Source organism: Amycolatopsis balhimycina FH 1894 (genome assembly GCF_000384295.1).
In the GTDB taxonomy this organism is placed as follows: Bacteria; Actinomycetota; Actinomycetes; order Mycobacteriales; family Pseudonocardiaceae; genus Amycolatopsis; species Amycolatopsis balhimycina.
Genome location: NZ_KB913037.1, coordinates 1884753 through 1903700 on the forward strand (window position 1 = coordinate 1884753; position 18948 = coordinate 1903700).

Annotated in this window: 15 protein-coding genes; 7 read left to right on the top strand and 8 right to left on the bottom strand. The window is 70.0% G+C overall.

All coding sequences use genetic code 11. From position 1 onward, the window contains the following. Nucleotides 1-32: 32 nt before the first annotated feature. From A3CE_RS0107685 to A3CE_RS0107700, 4 genes are all read left to right on the top strand, one after another. On the top strand, nt 33-1091 hold the full coding sequence (locus tag A3CE_RS0107685) for a zinc-binding dehydrogenase (protein ID WP_020639492.1): 1059 nt from the start codon (nt 33-35) through the stop codon (nt 1089-1091). 37 nt (nt 1092-1128) lie between these two features. Next, nucleotides 1129-1842: a DUF998 domain-containing protein gene (locus A3CE_RS0107690; RefSeq protein WP_020639493.1), complete on the top strand. Its 714-nt coding sequence runs from the start codon at nt 1129-1131 to the stop codon at nt 1840-1842. A 67-nt stretch (nt 1843-1909) separates the two neighbouring features. Beyond that, complete coding sequence (locus A3CE_RS0107695; RefSeq protein WP_020639494.1) at nt 1910-2419, top strand: nuclear transport factor 2 family protein; 510 nt, start codon at nt 1910-1912, stop codon at nt 2417-2419. 291 nt (nt 2420-2710) lie between these two features. Then, nucleotides 2711-3562 (top strand): NAD(P)H-binding protein, encoded by an 852-nt coding sequence (locus A3CE_RS0107700; protein ID WP_020639495.1) that lies wholly within the window; start codon nt 2711-2713, stop codon nt 3560-3562. A gap of 90 nt (nt 3563-3652) precedes the next feature. Here the strand turns inward: A3CE_RS0107700 and A3CE_RS50375 are convergent, their stop codons facing one another. Both A3CE_RS50375 and A3CE_RS0107710 read right to left on the bottom strand, forming a co-directional pair. Further along, complete coding sequence (locus A3CE_RS50375; RefSeq protein WP_020639496.1) at nt 3653-5005, bottom strand: FAD-dependent oxidoreductase; 1353 nt, start codon at nt 5003-5005, stop codon at nt 3653-3655. 66 nt (nt 5006-5071) lie between these two features. Beyond that, nucleotides 5072-7216: a P-loop NTPase family protein gene (locus tag A3CE_RS0107710; protein WP_020639497.1), complete on the bottom strand. Its 2145-nt coding sequence runs from the start codon at nt 7214-7216 to the stop codon at nt 5072-5074. 108 nt (nt 7217-7324) lie between these two features. Between A3CE_RS0107710 and A3CE_RS0107715 the strand changes: the two genes are divergently transcribed. Next, a complete protein-coding gene (locus A3CE_RS0107715; RefSeq protein WP_020639498.1) occupies nt 7325-7804 on the top strand; it encodes a MarR family winged helix-turn-helix transcriptional regulator in 480 nt (159 codons plus the stop codon). Nucleotides 7805-7836: 32 nt separating this feature from the next. On the opposite strand, the gene A3CE_RS0107720 is transcribed toward A3CE_RS0107715, so the two are convergent. Genes A3CE_RS0107720 through A3CE_RS50380 form a run of 4 tightly spaced genes read right to left on the bottom strand, consistent with a single transcriptional unit; the run spans nt 7837 to nt 12210 of the window. Then, nucleotides 7837-8838: an Lrp/AsnC family transcriptional regulator gene (locus A3CE_RS0107720; protein WP_026468261.1), complete on the bottom strand. Its 1002-nt coding sequence runs from the start codon at nt 8836-8838 to the stop codon at nt 7837-7839. A gap of 30 nt (nt 8839-8868) precedes the next feature. Continuing rightward, nucleotides 8869-10092 carry an FAD-dependent oxidoreductase gene (locus tag A3CE_RS0107725; RefSeq protein WP_020639500.1) on the bottom strand — a complete coding sequence of 408 codons (1224 nt, stop codon included), beginning with the start codon at nt 10090-10092 and terminating at the stop codon, nt 8869-8871. Further along, the gene (locus A3CE_RS0107730) at nt 10089-11735 is read right to left on the bottom strand and encodes an FAD-dependent monooxygenase (protein WP_245589454.1); all 1647 of its coding nucleotides are present in this window, start codon (nt 11733-11735) and stop codon (nt 10089-10091) included. The genes A3CE_RS0107725 and A3CE_RS0107730 overlap by 4 nt, the downstream gene beginning before the upstream one ends. Continuing rightward, the gene (locus A3CE_RS50380; protein ID WP_020639502.1) at nt 11704-12210 is read right to left on the bottom strand and encodes a cupin domain-containing protein; all 507 of its coding nucleotides are present in this window, start codon (nt 12208-12210) and stop codon (nt 11704-11706) included. The genes A3CE_RS0107730 and A3CE_RS50380 overlap by 32 nt, the downstream gene beginning before the upstream one ends. Nucleotides 12211-12578: 368 nt before the next feature. Between A3CE_RS50380 and A3CE_RS56230 the strand changes: the two genes are divergently transcribed. Continuing rightward, nucleotides 12579-12791 (top strand): hypothetical protein, encoded by a 213-nt coding sequence (locus A3CE_RS56230; protein ID WP_020639503.1) that lies wholly within the window; start codon nt 12579-12581, stop codon nt 12789-12791. Nucleotides 12792-13272: 481 nt separating this feature from the next. On the opposite strand, the gene A3CE_RS0107750 is transcribed toward A3CE_RS56230, so the two are convergent. Further along, nucleotides 13273-14001, bottom strand: coding sequence for a TetR/AcrR family transcriptional regulator (locus A3CE_RS0107750; RefSeq protein WP_125591716.1), 729 nt, complete (start codon nt 13999-14001; stop codon nt 13273-13275). Between the two features lie 105 nt (nt 14002-14106). On the opposite strand from A3CE_RS0107750, the gene A3CE_RS50385 reads away from it, so the two are divergent. Beyond that, nucleotides 14107-14994 (top strand): DUF7666 domain-containing protein, encoded by an 888-nt coding sequence (locus tag A3CE_RS50385; RefSeq protein ID WP_043790737.1) that lies wholly within the window; start codon nt 14107-14109, stop codon nt 14992-14994. Nucleotides 14995-15025: 31 nt separating this feature from the next. Here A3CE_RS50385 and A3CE_RS0107760 read toward each other — a convergent pair whose 3' ends face one another. Further along, nucleotides 15026-18934, bottom strand: coding sequence for a family 78 glycoside hydrolase catalytic domain (locus tag A3CE_RS0107760; protein WP_169523947.1), 3909 nt, complete (start codon nt 18932-18934; stop codon nt 15026-15028). Between the last annotated feature and the right edge of the window lie 14 nt (nt 18935-18948).

The window sequence follows — 18948 nt, forward strand, 5'->3', positions numbered from 1 at the left end:
GACAAACCGTCGCCGAAGTCGAGGAGTCAGCCGTGACCGAGAACAACGCCACCACCGTCACCGAGGTGGTCCTGCCGGGCAAAGTCGAGCCGGCCGGCCTGCGACTGGTCCAGCGCACGCTGCCCGCCCCCGCGGCCGGCCAGGCCCTGGTCCGCGTCGAGTCGACCGCCGTGTCCGCCGCCGAGACCGGCATGCGGCGGGGCCGCTACGTGCCGCAGCCCCCGTTCCCGTTCGTGCCCGGCTACGACCTCGTCGGCGTCGTCGAGGCCGTCGGCCCCGGCGTGGACCGCGCCCTCCTCGGTCGCCGGGTCGCCGCGTTGACCAAGACCGGCGGCTGGGCCACGGCGGTCCTCCTGACCGCCGCCGACCTGGTCGAGGTGCCCGACGGGATCGACGCGGACGACGCCGAGACGCTGATCGTCAACGGGCTGACCGCCTACCAGATGCTGCACCGCGTCGCGAAGGTGCAAGCAGGGCAGACCGTGCTCGTGCTGGGCGCGGGCGGCGGTGTGGGCACGATCCTGGTGCAACTCGCCCGCCACGCCGGCGCCCGGGTGATCGGCACCGCCAACCCGCGCCACCACGAGGCACTGCGCGCGATGGGCGTCGAGCCGGTCGACTACCGCGATCCCGAGCTGGCCAAGAGGGTGCGGACGCTGGCCCCGGACGGGGTGGACGCCGTGTTCGACCACCTCGGCGGCGCGAGCATCGACACCTCGTACCGGCTGCTCAACCGCACCGGAACGCTGGTCTCCTACAGCATCGCGAGCAAGATCGACGAGACCGGGCCCGTGCTGCCGGTCTTCCTCAAGCTGGTGGCGAAGCTGACGGCCTGGAACTACCTGCCCAACGGCAAGCACGCGAGCTTCTTCAACGTCTGGACCGGCGCGGGCAAGCCGGACTCGGCCAAGCGCACCGAGTTCCGGGCCCGGATCCGCACCGACCTCCTGCACGTCTTCGGCCTGCTGCGCGACGGCGTGCTCACCGCGAAGATCGCCGCCCGCTTCCCGCTGGCCGAGGCGGCCGCGGCCCTGGAGATGTCCGAAAGCTCCGGCCGGACCGCCGTCGGCAAGATCATCCTGGTGCCCTGAGCATCCGTTCTTCCCTCTTCCAGCAAGGAAAACGTCGATGCACGACAGACCTGCCACCCGCCGCACCTCGGTCGCGCTCGCCGCCGCCGCGATCGCGCTGATACTGGGCGCGCTGGTGTTCCTCATCAGCGAAACCGTCGCCGCCGGCGCGTGGACCGCGCCGAGCTACAGCTACAGCGCCAACTTCGTGAGCGACCTGGGCAACCCGCAATGCGGCCCGTACGGCGGCCGGGTGGTTTGTTCCCCCTCCCACACCCTGATGAACACGGCGTTCGTCGTCCAGGGGCTCCTCGTCGGAGCCGCCTCCTGGCTGCTCGGGCGGGTCCTGCGCGACCGGTCCCGGGTTCTGGTGCGCGGCCTCGGCGTGGCCACCGCCGCGGGGTTCGCGCTGATCGGCATCGTGCACAGTTCGACGGCGACTTCGGCGGACGGCACGCTGTGGCTGCATTACCTCGGCGCCACGTCGGCCATCCTGGGCACCAACACCTTGGCCGTCCTCCTCGGCCGGCAGTGGCAACGGCTCCGGATCCCCGCGGCAGTGGGTCGCGCCGGGGTCGTCCTGGGCGGAGCCGGACTCGTCGCCGCGGTGACCTGGCTCGCGACCTTCACGCTCCTGCCGCCCGGCATCCTCGAACGCACTGCCATCTACACCTTCGTGCTGTGGCAGCTGCTCCTCGGCGGCTTCCTCCTGCACGTCACGCAGCCGGTGCGCCTGCTGCTCGAACGCTCTTCCGGCGCGCCGCGGCGCTAACCGTCGTGCCAGTCCTTTCACCACTCCCTTTCACCACAATCCCTTTCACCACAGTGAGGAAACCACCATGAAGATCTCCGCAGTGAAGCGTGTCCTGGCCGTTCTCGCCGCCGCCGTTGCCGGTGTCACCGCCCTGAGCGGCAGCGCGTCCGCCGACCACCGCCAACCCGGGCACGGGCGTCCCGGCATCGTGGCGGCCTGGGCGTCGGCGTGGAGCGGCACCGACCCGCAGGCGCTGGCGAAGCTGTTCACCGCCGACGCCACCTACACCGACTTCGGCGTCAACGTGGTCTCGACGGGCCGGGACGGGGTCGCCTCCTGGAAGCAGCGCACCGACCTGTTGATCGCGAACGTGCACGTCACGGTCAAGGAGTCGTTCCGCGGCGGCGACCACATCGCGATCGAGACAGTCTACTCAGGACAGATCCACGGCGCGCCGGCACCGTTCGCGGTGCCCGCCACGACGATCCTCGAACTGCGGCAGGGCCTGATCGTCAGCGACCGGGACTACTACAGCCTCGCCACCCTGCTGGCCCAGTCCGGCCTGCCCGCCACCTGGACCCCGCCGACCGCCTGACGCTCCGGACTGCGGTGCAGCTCGGTCATCAACGCTCGCCTGCCCGGTTCGGCGAGCGTTGATGACCGTGAGGTCGAAGGAGCCGATCGAGGGCGCGGGCTAACGCGCGCGACATTCAGCTCCTTGTTCGATTATTTGACGTCCATCGAAGCATCGCTTACCGTGACAACTTGTGATAATTCGACAAGCATCAAACGATATGTCGGCAGTGTGGCCACTCACCGTCGGAACGTTCGGATCCGTCCTGATCGAAGGAGACACCGTGCCGAGTACTTCCGGGGAGCCGACCCGATGACCGGCGTACTCGTGACCGGCGGCACCGGAAAAACCGGCCGCGAGCTGGTGAACCTGCTGCGCGACAGCGGCGTTCCGGTTCGAGTGGCCAGCCGCAACCCGGCCGCCGGCGACCCCGATGCGATCCGGTTCGACTGGAATGATCCGGCCACCCATCCGGCCGCGCTGAACGGACACGACCGGGTCTTCCTGGTGCCGCCGGTGCAGAGCGTGGACCCCATGCCTTTGGTGGGACCGTTCCTGACCGAGGCGCAGCGGCTCGGCGTCCGCAAGGTGGTACTCCTCGGCTCCGCCATCCCCCTCGCCCCCAAAGCACTGGACCTGGCCGGCCAGGTCGAGGCCCAGCCCGGCGGGGTCGTGCTGCGCGCGTCCGGGTTCATGCAGAACTTCGTGCCCCCGCACCCGCTGGGCCGGCGGATCCGGCGAGACGGTGAGATCCGCACCGCCGCCGGTGACGGCCGGGTGGCGTGGATCGATGCGCGCGACATCGCGGCAACCGCCGCCGCCCTGCTGTCCGATCTCGACGCCATCCCCGGCGATCAGCACGACTACCTGCTCACCGGCCCGCAGGCACTGAGCTACCCGGAGGCGGCAGCGATCATCACCGCCGTGACCGGACGGCCGGTCCGGGTAGTCCACGCCGGCGCGGACGAGCAGGCAGCCGACTTGCGGGCCGCGGGCATACCCGCGGAGTTCGCCACGATCCTCGCCGCCGCCGACGCCGGCGTCCTGGCCGGCCGGGAAGACGAGCTCAGCACCGCGGTGCTCGCCCTGACCGGCCGGCCGCCCCGCACTTTCACACAGTTCGTCCAAGAACACGCGGCCCGGTGGGCGACACCGGCCGCGTGAATCCAGGGAGCAACCTGCTGCTTTCACCGGCTTGGCTGCAAGCCAAGGCGATGTCGGGAACCTGGGTCAACGTAGCCGGCCTGACCGGAGCTACCGGGTATGGACTGCCTCGTCACTGGTCGAGCCGGTTCGAACCGGCCCGCCTTTGGTCATGACACGCCACAGCATCGTGGGGCGCATGAGCGACGTCGGCGGATCGAGCAGAACCAGTACCCGCACGAGTTGCGCCGCCACCGTGCCGTCGCGGGTGGCGGCAGTGAACATCCTGTTCATGAACGTCGCTTGCAGCTGCCTGACGGCGTTGCCGGATGCTTCCGGCGAATCGGCTCCGGCGGCCAGCTGCCAAGGGACCGCCACCAGGCGGGCTGCTGCCCGGAAGAACCGCCGGGGCAGGTCGTCGCGACCCTCTTCGAGGCAACGCCGCAGCGCGGATGCCTCCATCCCCGCCGCAGTCATTCCCTGCGCATACACCGGGTTCAAGCTGCACAGGGCGTCTCCGATCACGAGCAGGCCCTCCGGAAACCGCCGCAGGCGCTCATAGTGCCGCCACACCGCGGCCGGAAACCGGTAGGCCGCGGTCTCTCCCAGCGACTCACCGGCCAGTACCGCGTCGAGCACATCCGGCGGGGCCGCGGTGGCGAGGAAATCGGTGAAGCCGGGCTCGTCGGTCGGCGGCCTGTTCTCCGGCCCTGACCCGGTCAAGGTCACCATGTGCCGTCCGCCGTCCACGGCAAGGAGCAGGATGCCTCGTGGCGTGCCGTTGTCACCGCCGACCAAATGCCCGGCACGTTCGGCACCTGCCGGGGTGAGCCGGACCATCCGGCTGGCATACGTCACGTCGACCGGTACCCGATCCTCCTGCGGCCGCTCGTATCCGAGTTCCTCCAGCCAGGTCGGGCTGCGTCCGCTGCGGCCCATCGCGTCGACGACGAGATCGGCGGCCAGTGTTTCCTCGCTGCTGCTGGGTTCCTTCCGCATGATCCGCACGCCGGCGATCCGGGCTCGGGCGTCGTCGGCCACCACTCCGACGACGTCGGCGCCCAGGAGGAGGCGCACACCATCGTGCGCACGCAGGCGCCGGCGCAGGTGATGCTCATAGAACGGCCGGGTCGCGTGGACCGACTTCGCTCCGATCGACACCTGGGGCAGTTCCTTCCCGGCGACGTGGAATCGGTACCCCGTCAGCAGATCGGCCAGGACAGCACCGTCGGCGGCCATCTCGCCCAGTATCCCGGGAAAGATCTCCTCGATCAGCTGGGCGCCCTTCGGCAGCAGGTTGTGGGCGTGCTTGCCCTGCGGTGCCCCACGCCGATCGGCGGCCGGCCCGGGTGCCGGGTCACGGTCGACGACCGTGACCTGCTCGTAGTACGACGTGAGGACGCCCGCCGTGACCAGGCCGGCAAACCCTCCACCCAAGACGACAGCGTGTCCGCTGCGCACCATTTCGTTCCTCCTCGGACCGTTTCCGACGAGGCCGATGATCGGTCGGTGCGGTGGCCACGCGCCAGGTCATCCGGTGTTCATCCGGTGTCCGCGTTCGTGGTCGGGACCATAGATCTCGTGCTCCCACATCCATTCGACGATGCGCGCCACCGCCCGGTCGCGGTGGCGCCGGTAGGTGCTGAACGACAGGTGGAGCGCTTCGGCGATTCGCTCCTGAGTGGCGGCCGGCCGCAAGAACGTGCGGTCGGCGACCGCGTGCAGGTCGCCGTGGCGCTGGTCCGCGCGGAGCGTCTCGGCGGCCATGCCCAGCAGCTCATGGAGCGCGTCGGCAGCCGGTTGCCCGTCGCGGGTGTGCCGCCGAACCACCTGGGAACGCAGCAGTGGGTTGCGCCGCAACTGGTCGGGGACATGCAGGTCGCGCAGGGCGGCTCGGACGGCGTCGGCGAACTCGGGCTGCGACAGTACGAGCTCAAGCGTGTGTTCTCCGGCTGAACGGGCGGGAGCACCGACCTCACGAGCCGCGGTGAGTTCCAGCCACTCCGGCACCCCGGTCCGGCGCCAGTCGTGGGCGAACACCACATAACGCGTGCCGCCGATGTCGTAGTCGGCGTCGCCCGCCCGCCAGAAGTCCAGATATTCCAGCGTCGGGCTCCACAACTCAGCGTCGGTGTACGTGCCCACCAACGACCACGCCACGCGGTCGCGGCCGAGGATGTCCAGCGCCTGCCAGGCCGCGAAAAGCGTCAAGGACGGTGATGAGTCGTGGTGGTGGGCGCCGTCGAGGAAGAACCGCCACGCCAGCACCTGCTCGCCCGCCCGCGACGGCCCGTGCCGCTGCGCGTACCGCCACATCGCGGCGGCCCCGGGATCTTCGGCGAGGTCGGCCTCGGTGGCGTCGTGCAGTTCCAGACACGCACCATAACCCTGCGGCTCACCCCGAGCCCCGCGGAAGACCCGGAACGCGGACGGCTGCCGTCGCATCCAGTACGCCACCAGCTCCGCCTGTTCGCGGCCCTGCAACGCAGCGGTCATCTCGATCACCGCCGCCCGGTCGCCGTCCCGCAGTTGGTCGATGTGCTCCTTGACCGGCCGCGCGGTGGCCACATGGACGGCGAGCCTTATCCGGGGGCACGCCAGAAAGATCGCGTCCGTCATCAGCCGCTGTTTCTCTCGCTCGTCACCGGCCGAGCGGATGCGTGTGTGTACATGTGCCCGCACCGTATGGTGCAACTCGGCGTAACGATCCGGATCGCGCCAGCGCAGATCGGCGTCCAGGGCATCGCGGGCCAGGTCGTGCGGGAACAGTCCATAGGGCCCTTCCTCGACGAAGGACTGCGTGCGCAACCAGGCGAAGAGTTCGCCGGCCTCGGCCGCTGAACCGCCGAGCACCGCCCGCAGCAGGTCCTCGGTGATGTGGGCGTGTGCACACACTTCCAGCGCCATGCGGTGCCGGGGCCCGGGTGCTTCCTCGATCGCGTGCGTGAGCAGCACTCGCACGAGGTCGGGTACGTCGCTCAGGCTGCGCGGCACGGCGGTCGCCGGGTCGCCGCCGGCAGCCGCACGCCGGCGGGCGGAGTCGACGAGCATCGACAGCGTCAGCGGGTGTCCGTAGCTGATCGAGAGGAGCTGCTCGTGCAGCGCCTCCGGGATGTCCTGCGCCGCGAGGTACGCCCGCCCGTCCTGCGGTGGGAGGTTGCGCAGGGACACCACCCGCAACAGCTCGCGCCATGCCGGGTCGGCCAGCCACGACGGCGCAGGGGGTTGGCGACCGGCGATCACCACCACCGCGTCGCCGGGCAGCGCGGGAAGAAACTCTTCCCGCACCCAATTGTCGAGGGGAGCGAGCAACTCGTAGGTGTCGAGCAGCACGACCGGCCGGGACACATCGGCCAGTGAGGCCAGCGGATCGTCGCTGCTCTCACTGAGGACAGCCGCCAGCGCACCGAGCAGCGCGCTGGAGTCGGGTGGCACGTCACGGCCGTCGACCCGGATCGGCGTCGCGCCGTCCGCCGCCGCCACGTCCGTCAGAACGTCCAGCACCGAGCTCTTGCCGACTCCGCCCGGTCCGTGCAGGAAGAGCACACTGGCCGGACCGTCCGGCGCCAGCACGGCGGAGCGGAACAGCTCGATTTCGCCGGCGCGGCCCGAGAAGGTGCGCCTCCTCGTCTCACGCAGCCGCGTGCCGAGCAACGGTGCCTTGAGCCTGGCCATGAATCGACCGTACCAACCGCCGCGCCACGGCCGCCCACCTATGTTACCGCTAATCTAAATTATGTTAATCTACTTGCTGCTGAGTCAGCCTCGGGTATCGAGTCCGTGGTGATCGTCGGCGAGGGAAGGGAAGCGATGGGGCTGCGGCGGGTGTTCGACGACCTGGTCCGCTTCGAGACGGTCCTGTGGAACACCGTGGACGTCCGGCTCAAGCAGGAGTGCGGGGTGCCGCTGGGCAACCTCAACGTGATGATGACCATCGCGGCCACACCCGGGTGCCGGGTTCAGGACATCGCCGCCGCGCTGGAGATCACGGTCGGCGGGACCAGTCAGGCAGTGGACCGCCTCGAAAAGCTCGGCCACTGCGTCCGCCGCCCGAACCCCGCCGACCGCCGGTCCTCCGTCATCGAGCTCACCGCCGCGGGGCAGGAGGTGCTGAAGAGGGCCGGGACGGTCTTCGACCGGGAACTCGAGAAGTTCCTACGCGTGCCACTGTCGGTTGACGCCCTCGACTCTCTCGGCGTCGCGCTCGCCACGCTTCGCGCCGCCGCGTCCGGCGAACCGGATTCCGGCGCAGAACTCCGCTGAACCGGCGGCGGACCGTCCACCCCGACGTGACGTCATGGCTTGACTGGGCCGCTGGTGCGCAGCGCTCCGGCGACGACCAGTGATGCGGCCTGCTTGAGCTTGCGGGTGGTAAGGCTGATCTCGTAACCGGCGACCCCGGGCAGTGCGGCGATCGTCGTGGTCAAGTGGCGATAGAGGTCGTGATCGTCGCGGCAGACGAGGACGGCGACGACGTTGTGCCGACCGGTCGTCGCGGCCGTGAACACCACCTGCGGGTCGGCGGCCAGTGCCGTCCCCAATTCGTCGATGTACGCGGGCGTGACCGACAGCCACAGCACAGCCTGCGTGGTGAACCCGAGCTGCTCCGGGAGTACGTCGACGTCGAACACCAGGGTCCCTGCTCGTTCGAGGACACCGATGCGGTGGACGACCCGGTCCTGGCTCCACCCGGTCGCCGCCGCCAGCGTCGCGTAGCCCGCCCGGCCATCCTCAGCCAGCGCCGCCAGCAGCGGCGCGTCTTCCGGCCCTGGAAAGATCACCGCTCCGGTGCGCGGACGCCGGGTGGCCTCCAGCGCGCTGCGTTGCTCCTCGTCGAGGCCGTCGGGGAAACCGGTCCAGTCGTCGGATGCGCCGGGAGTGCCGTACCGGTGGAACGCCAGGTGCACCGAGACGTCGAGGACGGCAGTCGCTCGCGGCAGTCGCTCGAGCAGCAGATCGTTGCCGGACCCTGACGCAGGCGAGTGGATGAGGCACACAATCTCCGCGCCCCCTGCCGAAAGATGCACGAACTGGGCTTCGGGGTAACGGGCGATGGATTCGGCGACGGACACGATCCGGCTGGGCAGGCACCGGATCCGCGCGAAGAATGCCCGGCTTCCTCCGTCGACCGCCGGCGTTCGGCCGATCACCCGGATCACGCCGTTTTCGCGTAGCTTTCGGTAACGGCGGCCGACGGTCTGTTCAGAGACGCCCACTACCTGCGCCACCACCGAGAACGGCGCACGAGGTGAACACTGCAGGGCGTGGATTACCTGGCGATCTATCCGGTCGATCACGGAACGATTGTGCCGTACAAGGGCGATCGGTCATTGCGCGAGTGGGTTCTGGGCCATGCGTTGTTCGCCGATGCGTGCCGCGGACCGCACGACGTCGAATCCATAGGAGAGCATGGACTGCTCGTAGCCGGCGAGCGCGCTCGGCAGCTCGCGGTGCCCGGCGGCGACTGCTGTGAGGGCTCGCCCCAGCAGTGCTCCGTCGCGCATGGCGACGTTGGCGCCACGACCGAGCGTAGGGGTCATGGCGTGGATGGCGTCCCCCAGGAGTGTGACGTTGGTGGGCTCGTCCAGCCCGTGCGGAACGCTGGTGGACATCCGGACCGAAAAGAACGACTCGGGATCAGCCACATCGAAGAGCTCCGTGACGGTCTGGGGCCAGTCGCGGACGGTGTAGGCGGCGAGACCACGGAGGTCGTGGCGGGAACGAGCAGTCGCTGCCTCGGCGAGCCGAGGGAAGTGTTCATGTCGGCCGCCGACGATGCACACGAGGTAGTCCTCGCGCGGGATCATCGCCATCCCGGGGGTGAGCTCGGCCGCGGCCTGGCCGGGCGGTTGGGGGAAGCGGACCGGGCCCAGGCCGAGGAAGACCTTCCGCGAGTCGGCGGCAATGGTGAAGATATCGGTCAACACCGGGTCCGGAACGAGCGGCTCTGCGGCCTTCAACGGCAAGCGCCCGTAGATCGCGGTGATGCCGGCGTCGACCGCGTCGTGGCCGGGCGCGCGTTGGCGGCGGACGGCGGAGCGGATCCCGTCGGCGCCCACAAGGACGTCCCCGCGAGCGGACGTGCCGTCGGCGAAGTACGCGGTGACTCCCTTTCCGTCGTTTTCGTAATGCGTGAGCGCCTTGTCGTAGTGCACGGCGTCCTCGACATCGTGGAGAAGGATTTGCCGGAGCGTCGCGCGGTCGACGTTGGCGTGTCCGACCGGGACCGGGTGGTGGGGCCACGTCGCCGGATCGTGCTCGTCGACAGTGGGGAGGCGCTTGATGACGGAGAGGTCGGTGTCGAGGATCGTCGTGAAGGGCTCGGTGCGTTGCGCTGTGGCGTCAAACACGGCCCGGTGCGCCGGCGGGAGTACTTCGGCGACAGTGTTCAGCGCGTCGGCGTCGAGGTGTAGCCGGTAGCCTTGTGGACGGTCCCATGGGCTCGAGTCGCGCTCGAACAGCGAGACGTCGATGCTGTGGCCGCGGAGCGACTGTGCGAGCGTCAGCCCGCCGAGTCCTGCGCCGGCGATGAGGACTTTGAGGGTGTTCACGATGGGTTCCTTGTCTGTCGGTTTGACGTCGCTTGGGTCCAGCACGCAACGGCTGATCGCAGGGTTTCCGGAGTGGGATGGCGGGGCCAACCGTCGGCCAGATGGCCGTCGGGCCGGACCAGGCCGAGCGTCAGTCCTGCCCACTTCTTCGCGGTGGCTGCCGGGACGACCGTGGCAGCGGGCGCTGTGGAGACCGGGACTTCCGGCACGGGGCCGCCGAAGGCGGCGAGGACGAATCGATCCGGAGCAAGCAGGGCGTGCAGTGAAGAGTGCTCTGTGGACAGGTCGGGGACGCGGTGCCCGGCGAGCGGGTGAGCACCTCCGGGCGGTGGATAGTGGACGTCCAGCCCGGAGAGCCACCCCGCGATTCCGCCGGCTGCGTCGCCACCTTGGGCGATCAGGTCGCCCAGCAGACGCCGCAAGGCGGCACCGGCAGGGCTGAACGTCATCGAGATCGCGGCCTGCGCGAGCGTGTTGTCAGCGAGCCGGCGGGCAATCGGCAGCCGTTCGGCCTGATAGCTCTGCGCTCCGGTGACCACGCGTGTCGGCGCCCAGCCGTGAATCTCGGCAGCGAGCTTCCACGCGAGGTTCGCGGCGTCCTGGATGCCGACGTTCATACCCTGTCCCCCGGCCGGCAGGTGGATGTGTGCCGCATCGCCCACGAGAAGTACCCGCCCCAGGCGGTTCCGCTCGACATGCCGGGTGACGTCGGTGTTGCGGGACGACCAAATTACCTTCCGCAAGCCCCAGTCGGTCCCCGCGATAGCCGTCATCAGCTCGCGCAGCTCGCCCCTTGCCAACGGCCGGGCGCGGCGCTCGCGCACGGCGACCGGGTCGAGTCCGGTGTCTCGGGCCGCGCAACCGAAGACGCGGAAGCCGCCGCTGGGTAGGGGAAGTGCATTGAGCGACCCCGTTGCCGCGTTCCAGAGGTGGGGGTGAGCCGGCGGAGCGTCGAGTTCGACATCGGCGATGAAGCCGCACAACGTGGGCTCGGTGCCGGGGAACCCGATGCCCAGTGCGCGCCGGACCGTGCTCCGCGCTCCATCGGCACCCACCACCCATTGCGCGGTGCGGGCGTGCGCGCCGCCGGGGCCGCCGCAGCTGAGCCGGACCGCGTCGCCTTCCCCAGCGATGTGGTCGACACGCACGCCACGGCTCACCGGCACTCCGCGCGCGGCGAGATGGGCGGCGAGCATGGCTTCGGTGTCGGCCTGCGGGAGCATGAGAACGAACGGAAACGGCGTATCGAGATTCCGGTAGTCCAGCAGCTCGGGCAAGAGCCCGAAATGTGTGGCAGGCAACGGCGTCCCGGCCGCGACCATCCGATCCGCCAAGCTGATGGAGCCGGACCGTACGGAGCGCAGCACTTCGAGCGTGCGGGGGTGGACCGTGGTGGCCTTGGACCGGTCGCTCGGCCGCTCGGTCTGCTCGAGCACGTCGACCGCGATACCGGCCGCGTCGAGTAGCGCGGCCGTGGCCATGCCGACCGGTCCGGCGCCGACGACGGTGACTGTCGGCGTGGTCGGGTTACTAATCCGGCCAAAAGTAGGCCGACCCCTGTCCGGCACGTAACCGTTGCTACGAAGCCATTCGGCCGTGACTGTGGTCGGATTAGTAACGATCGGCACAGTATCGTGCGGCACGCCCGGCTCCCGGGTAGAGCTCCGTGGCAAAGCGTTCCATCAGCTCTGCGAGGACATCGCGGTCGAGCCGAGCTGAGCCGCGGGTGAGCGCTTGCAGCTCACGGAAGTAGTCGATGTACTTTTGCGGGGAAACGGTGCACAGCATGAGCGATGGTTCGCCGGCCGGGTTGCCGAATCCGTGCGGAGTGCCGATCGGCGCGCTGAAGAATCCGCCTGCCGAGACGTCGGCCACGAGGTCGGCGCTGGCGAACCGGACTGTTCCTTGCACGACGTAGAACGTCTCATCGTGAGCGCGGTGGACGTGTTGTGGCGGTCCCGCCCAGTCGGCGGGCAGCCGGCACTCGAGTACCCCCAGGCGCCGGCCGACGACGCTGCCGTCCTCGAGCACGCGGTTCACGACACCGCCTGCGGCGTGCAGGAGTTCCCCTTCTTCCGGCTGTACCAACCGCCGGGTGAACGGTGGTGGCATGGACATCACGGACTCCTGGATCGATGGTCTGTGGGCGTCGAAACGATCGCCGTGGCCTCATCATCGGCTCCGTGACCGCCCCTCGCCGCAAAGATCAACTCAACTACGGGATATCCGCCAACTTGTACCCTGGATACCCGAGATCCGTCCATGTGTGCTCGATTGAGACGTCAGATCTTCCATTGCGGGCACCGGGCACCGTTCGCCGTGCAGGCGAAGTGCTCGGGGGTTCGCGCCGAACGCGTCCGCGGTCCGGCGTGCGCTCTCGGCGTTCACCGGCGACGGGTTCGACGCCGCGATCGGCGGTTTCCTCGCCGGTCACCTGGCCGCGGCCAGAGCCAAGGCGGGTGTGCGGGCGCGGTCGACGGAAGCCGGTGCGGGGTACCCGCGACGGTGGGCAGCGGGCGCGGATGGTGATGGCGTGTCTGGGCCACGGCAGCTGGGTCGCGTTGGATCAGGTCGAGATCGCCGAGGTGACCGATCTCGTCGTCCCCGCCGATGCGCTGTATGCGCAACGTGAGCACCCCGCCACCATCGCCAAAGCCATACGTCACAGGGGAAGAAACCCCAAGCGAGCCATCAAATAAAGATCAGTTAGCAGCTCGAGCACGGTGCGGGTGGCCGGGTGGGGGTCGTCGAGCCACCAGACCAGTCGTACGGCGATCGGTTCGGCATCGCGTACCGGCCGGTAGACGATGCCGGGCCTGGGATATTGGTCAACGACGGACTGCGCGGTAACCCCCACGCAGCTGCCGGTGGCGATCAGGGACCTACGGCTGTGGGCGACCGACGAACACGAGCACGACGGGCTTCGCGTCAGTAGTGGACGCGTCCTCGACCGCCTGCTGCGAATGCTGCACGGCCGGATCTGAAGCGGAGCGCCAAGCGGCTGAGAACCGCCATGTACCTACGGGCACGGACGCGGCGAGGGAAAGGGCGAGCGGACTGCCTCCGGCCGGGCCGCCGAACAGCCCGTTCAGGTAGCCCGCCGCGGCCAGCTCGTGAACGTCGCGGAACGGCTACGCGAGGTACCAGGGCCGGCTCCGGAAGCTACGAGTTCCGGGCCGGTCAGGACAGCGACGCGGCTGCCCCGGCCAGCAGCCAGTCGAGGCCGAGCTCGAAGCTCGCCTCGGGATCGTCGTCGTACAGCAGCTCGGAGACACCGGTGCCGGCGAGATGGGGAAGCTCGCCTGCCTCGATCCGGGTCTGGACGTACTCCGTGGTGACCTTGCGGCGTGCGGCGTTCACCTCGTCCGCGGCCCGGCGGCGGATCCCCCCGGACAGCTGGGCCTGCACATGGCCGAACGTGAAGGTGTCGACCGCGAGAACGAGCGCCCGGCGCACGGCGCCGTCGGCGTCGAGCCCGCGGACCGCGGCCGCGGATTCGTCCAGGCGCTTGAGCGAGGCCGGGCCGACGGGGCATCCGGTGTCCCGCGTGGCCAGCAGCCAGGGATGGCGCAGGGCGGCAGCCCGGTTGTACCGGGCGAGCATCCGCAGGGCCTCGCGCCAGTCGGCGGGGACATCGCCCACGAGCGTTTCCTCGACCGCGGCGTCGTGCATCAGGTCGAGCAGGTCGTCCTTGCCGCCGATGTGGGAGTAGAGGCTCATCGGGCGGGCCTGCAGTTCACCGGCGATCCGGCGGATGGAGACGGCGTCGAGGCCTTCGTCATCGGCGACGGCCATCGCCGCCCGGACGATCCGCTCGCGGGTCAGCGGCCGAGGCTTCGACGCGTGCGTGGACTCGCGAACCCAGAGTGGCTCGCTTCGAGGCTGGGCAGGGCGACGCGATGCGGGCACGGGGTGAGTCTAGCGGAGTCACGACGGTCTGGCGATACGGTGTACGAATTCACGATACGCTGTACGGTGAGAGTGCGGCCCGCCGCGTACCCGCCGGAGGAAACAATGTCGATCACCGAGTGCTACCGGTTCGTCAGCGACGATTTGACCTCAGCGAGCGGCAGCCTGTCCTGGCGCGTCGGAGAATGGAACGAGGTGAGCGGGACCATCGTCTGCTGCGCCCACGGACTGCACGCATCGCCGACACCACGGGACTCCGTCCGGAACGTCTACGGACAGCGCTGGTTCGCGGCGGAAGCCAGAGGCGAAACCTCCCATCAGGGAACCAAGTTCGCCGCGAGCGAGATGAGGCTCGTCGAAGAGATCCCGCCGGACGTACTGCGGCACTTCGCCGCCGGCTGCGCGAAACGCAGTTTCGGCTACCTCGAGGAACGACACCCGGTGGACGCTCGGATCCTCCAGTGCATCGAGGCCACGCAAGGCTTTCTCGACGGCGTGCTCGGGACAGACGACCTCCTGGAAGGCCGCCGGGCCGCCGGCGCGGTCGTCGCCGATCCGGCCACCGGTCCCGACACCGGTCGCCTCACGGCTGCGGCAATGGCGGCGTCCCGGGCCGCCGACGGGGACGCGGCGCCGTGGACGGCCGCCGCGGCGGGGGCCGCACACGCGGCCAACGTCGCCGCGGACGCCATCGACGCGGCCGCCGCACTCACGACCGCGTACGCCGGGATCCACAATGTCGCGAAAGGCTTCGCCGCCGCGAACATCGCGGAGCAGGCCGCCACCGCCGCGCGCACAGCCGCAGCATCCGGCGCTGTCGCGCATGCCGCGGCTGTCGCTGCGGCCGGCGGCACCTACGCACCGGACACCGCCTCCGACGCCTACTTCGCAGCCTGGTCCGCGGCTACCGCACACCCCGCCGACCGTCACTACCTGGCCCAGAACGCGCACCTGCTCGAACTGCTCGCCGGCTCACGAGCACGACACGCCTGACGGACACGGCCCAAGGCTGGTCGACGCCGCGTCAGGGCGACACCTCCGCGATCCGTGAAAAGCTGTTCTGCGCGGCCACGACGACGATCCGCACCTGGGTCGTGGTCACCGGGGCCGGGAACGGGATCCACCGGTACACCGCGGTGTTGCCGGCGACGTGGACCTGGTCGGCCCACTGCGCACCGTCCCAGGTCTGCACGGTGAATTCGGTCGGCACACCGTCCGGATGGGACGCGAAACCGACGCCGGCCAGCGCGGTCGCGGCCGGCGCCGTCACGGTCAGGGTGTCCGGGTACCGGCTGTCGGTGTCGTCGTTCCAGAACGTCGCCAGGTCGTGGTCGATCGCGTTCGCCGCGAGATAGGTGCGGGTCGCGCTGCCCACCACGTTCGGCGCGTGCTCGCTCGACGCCGACGCCGTCGTCCCGCTCGCCCAGCTGCCGAACACCGGCACGTTCACCGTCGTCTTCGCCTCCTCCCCACGAGGCACCTTCACGGTCAGCGTCACCGGGTAGACACCACTCTCGGCGCCGGCGGGCACGCTGATCCGCACACTCGCCGGCGTCTCGGAAGTGGCCGGAGTCAACGGGATCCCGGCCGGGGTCGCCGTCACGGTCCAGCCCGCCGGGGCCTGCGCTCCGAGCGTCGCTTGACCGGCCACAGTGGACCGGCCTTCGACGACCACCGGGATTTCCCCGCCGGCGCCCGCGGTGATCGGGACAGGCGTGCCCGTGGTGAGCGCGAGCCGGGTGTACGGCGTGCGCGGCGGTGTCACGGTGAACGTGTAGTCCCCCGAACCGGCGGTCAGGGTGAGTGTTTCGTCGTCGGCCTTGCCGACCGTCAGGCCGGGGTCGGGTTGAGCGGCGTGGCCGTCGGCGAAGATCGTTCGCCCGTTCTCCCGTACCGACGACTGCTTGCCGCCGAGCAGCGGCAGCCGGATCGTCGCCTTCGCGCCGACCGGAACCGTCGCGTGGTAGGTGAGGGTGCTGCCGTCGCGCCGCCACGAACTCACCACGGTTCCCCGCACGGTCTGCTGCGACGCCGTCACGTGGGTGAGGTTGCCGGCGACGGCGGGCGAGAGCGTGAACTCGCGCCAGCCCGGGGTGCCGGGCTGGATCCCGGCCAGCTGCTGCTGGAACCACTGCCCGATCGCGCCGCCGAGCCCGATGTGATCCTTCGACGACGTGCCGTCCGGCGCCGACGAGTTGTCCCACTTCTCCCAGATGGTCCCCGGGCCCTGGTTCACCATGTACCCGAAGCTCGGGTAGTCGGTGCGCTGCGCGATCGCGAGCGCGACGTCGTTGCGCTGGTACCTGCCCAGAGCCTGGAACACCAGCGTGGTACCGACGAACCCGGTCGTGACGTGGTTCTGGTGCGACGCGACGTCGGCGACCAGACGGTCTACTGTGGACTGCTCACGTCCGGCCGGAACGAGCCCGAACACGAGCGGCAGCGCGTAGGACAGCTGCGTCCCGGTGCCGAAGACACCGGTCTCGGCGGAGTAGAAGCGCTTCAGGAAGCCCGTCGCGATCTGCCCGGCCAGGGCGTTGTACTTCGTGGCGTCGGCCTGCTTTCCCAGGACTCCGGCCATCTTCGCGAGCAGCGTCGTGTCGAAGTAGGAGAAGCCGGTCTGGAAGTAGCCGTGCGGGGTGCTGACCGTCGAGAGCCAGTCGTCGCCCCAGGACGTCGGCGGGTTGACGACGACGTGGTCGGCGTCGCTGATCGTGCCGAGGTAGTCGACCCACGCCTTGACGTGGTCGTAGTGGGTCGCGAGCAGCCGCGCGTTGCCGTACTGGGTGTAGGAGTCCCAGATGATCTGCGGGTACGCGGTGCCCCACGCGGGGTCGGTGGCCCAGTCGGTGCGGCCGTTGACCGGCGCGACCGACGGCAGGCTGCCGTCGGCGTTGCGGCTGGTCACCATGTCGCCGAGCCACTTCGTGTAGAACGCCTGCATGTCGAAGTTGGCCATCGCCTCCTGGTCGGAGTCGGCGGCGTCACCGAGCCAGCCGTGGCGTTCCCGGGTCGGGCAGTCCATCTGGATCGACTCGAGGTTGTTCAGCTGCGTCTGTGTGACGGCGGCCTGGATCTGGTCGAGCCCCGGGTCCGACGTGTCGAACCCGCCCGTCGAGGCGACATCGGTGTGGATCTCCTGCGCGGTCACGGTGACGGCGGCGTCGTCCGGAACACCGGTCAGCTCGGCGTAGCGGAAGCCGGCGTAGTTGAAGTGCGGCAGGTACGTCTCGGTCCCGGTGCCGCTGAACGTGTAGTGGTCGGTCTGCCGCGGCGGTTCGGAGCCGGTGAAGCTGATGTTCGCGGTCGTGACGCGGCCGTTCGCATCGAGGATCTCCCCCTTCTTCAGCGACGCCGTCGTCCCGGCCGGCTGCGCGGCGCGCAGGGTCGCCTGGCCGGTGCGGTTCTGGCCGAAGTCGTAGACGCGCACTCCCGGCGCGGGCCGGGTTTCCTTCACCGGCTTGAAGTTCGCGACGATACGGGCCGGCGGGGTGGTGTCGGGCTGCAGCTGCGTGACTCCGCTGTCGACCACCGCCGGATTCGGCCCGTACACGCCGACCTCCGCCAGCCGGAAGGTACAGCTGGTGCCGACGCAGGCGAGTTTCGTCGCGGTCACCCGGACGTACCGGCCGGTGACGTTCGCGGGCAGGGTGACGGCCGCGGTGCCCGGGTTGGCCTGGTCGGCGTCCGTGCGGTCGGCGACGGTGGTCGCGGTGGTGAACGCCGGGTCGTCGCTGACCTGGACCCGGTAGCGCACCGGGAAGCCGGCGCCGGTGAAGTCTCCGGCGGGGTCGTTGGTCGGCCGGGCCGGGAACAGCGCCACCGAGCCGAGCTTCTGCGCCGAGCCGAGGTCGACCTGCACCCACTTCGTGCTGTCGGCGTTCGACTCGATGGCGGAGTGGTAGCCCTCCGACGCGTCGCTCGAGCCGTCGATCCCGTCGGTCGCCGCCGCCGGAGACCAGCCGCAGCAGGTCGTCGTGTCGAGTGCGGTGACCGGCTTCCCCTGCGCCAGGCTCTGGCGGTGGGCCGCCGGGGCCACCGCGACGGCGGCGGGCCAGGCGCCGGCATCGAACCCGGCGGTGTCCCAGCCCGCGATCTCCTTGCGGGCGTCGTAGGTTTCGCCGTAGTAGAAGTCGTCGCCGGTCACCGGGCCCGCGTGGGCCTTCCAGTCCGGGCCGGTGCCGAAGCGCGCGGTCGAACCGTCGGCGTAGGTGACGTTCAGCTGTGCGACGAGCGCCGGACGGCCGGTGTACTGGCCCTTCCCGGCCATGAACGCGAGCGCGTTGCGGCCGGGCTTGACCAGGTTCGTGACGTCGAGATCGCGGTAGAGCACGCGCGCGGCGTAGTCGGTCACCGCGGAGTCGAGCACCCGGTCGGACTGGACGCGGGCGCCGTTGAGATGCGGCTCCGCGACGCCCTGGGCGCCGAGGTACAGCCGGGCGCGGGCGACGGGCTTGGTGACGTCGAAGCTGCCCCGGACGAGCGCGCCGTCGTCGACCTGCAGCCACCACGCAGACCAGTCGGCGGGCCGGAGCAGGCCGGTGTCGAACTTCGCGGGCGCCGACCACGGCGACGGGCGGCCCTGGCTGTTCCAGGTCCGCACCGACCACTGGTAGGTGCGGTCGCTGTCCAATGCCGGCCCGCTGTAGGTGACGTCGACCGAGTTCGCCGACGGCACGCGCCCGGAGTCCCAGTGAGAACGCGGTCCGTCGACGCGGATCTCGTACGCCGTCTGGGTTTCCGCACGTCCGGTGTCGTTAACCGTCCAGGCGAACGTCGGCTGTGGACTGGCGGTCAGGACGTTCGACACCTGGCCGTCGGCTCGCAGCGACGTCGGCGGCAGCGGGCCGCCGTGCGCGGGCTCCGCCGACGCGGTAGTGGGTGTGACCGCCGCGACGAGCGCGAGCGCGACGACAACGGTTCGCCTCTTCATCGAGGTTCCCGACC

Bases quoted from the DNA above. Each gene is read 5' to 3' on its own strand.
- A3CE_RS0107700 (WP_020639495.1), top strand. From the start codon at position 2,711: ATGACCGGCGTACTCGTGACCGGCGGCACCGGAAAAACCGGCCGCGAG.
- A3CE_RS50375 (WP_020639496.1), bottom strand. From the start codon at position 5,005: ATGGTGCGCAGCGGACACGCTGTCGTCTTGGGTGGAGGGTTTGCCGGC.
- A3CE_RS50380 (WP_020639502.1), bottom strand. From the start codon at position 12,210: ATGTCCATGCCACCACCGTTCACCCGGCGGTTGGTACAGCCGGAAGAA.
- A3CE_RS0107710 (WP_020639497.1), bottom strand. From the start codon at position 7,216: ATGGCCAGGCTCAAGGCACCGTTGCTCGGCACGCGGCTGCGTGAGACG.
- A3CE_RS0107690 (WP_020639493.1), top strand. From the start codon at position 1,129: ATGCACGACAGACCTGCCACCCGCCGCACCTCGGTCGCGCTCGCCGCC.
- A3CE_RS50385 (WP_043790737.1), top strand. From the start codon at position 14,107: ATGTCGATCACCGAGTGCTACCGGTTCGTCAGCGACGATTTGACCTCA.
- A3CE_RS0107760 (WP_169523947.1), bottom strand. From the start codon at position 18,934: ATGAAGAGGCGAACCGTTGTCGTCGCGCTCGCGCTCGTCGCGGCGGTC.
- A3CE_RS0107695 (WP_020639494.1), top strand. From the start codon at position 1,910: ATGAAGATCTCCGCAGTGAAGCGTGTCCTGGCCGTTCTCGCCGCCGCC.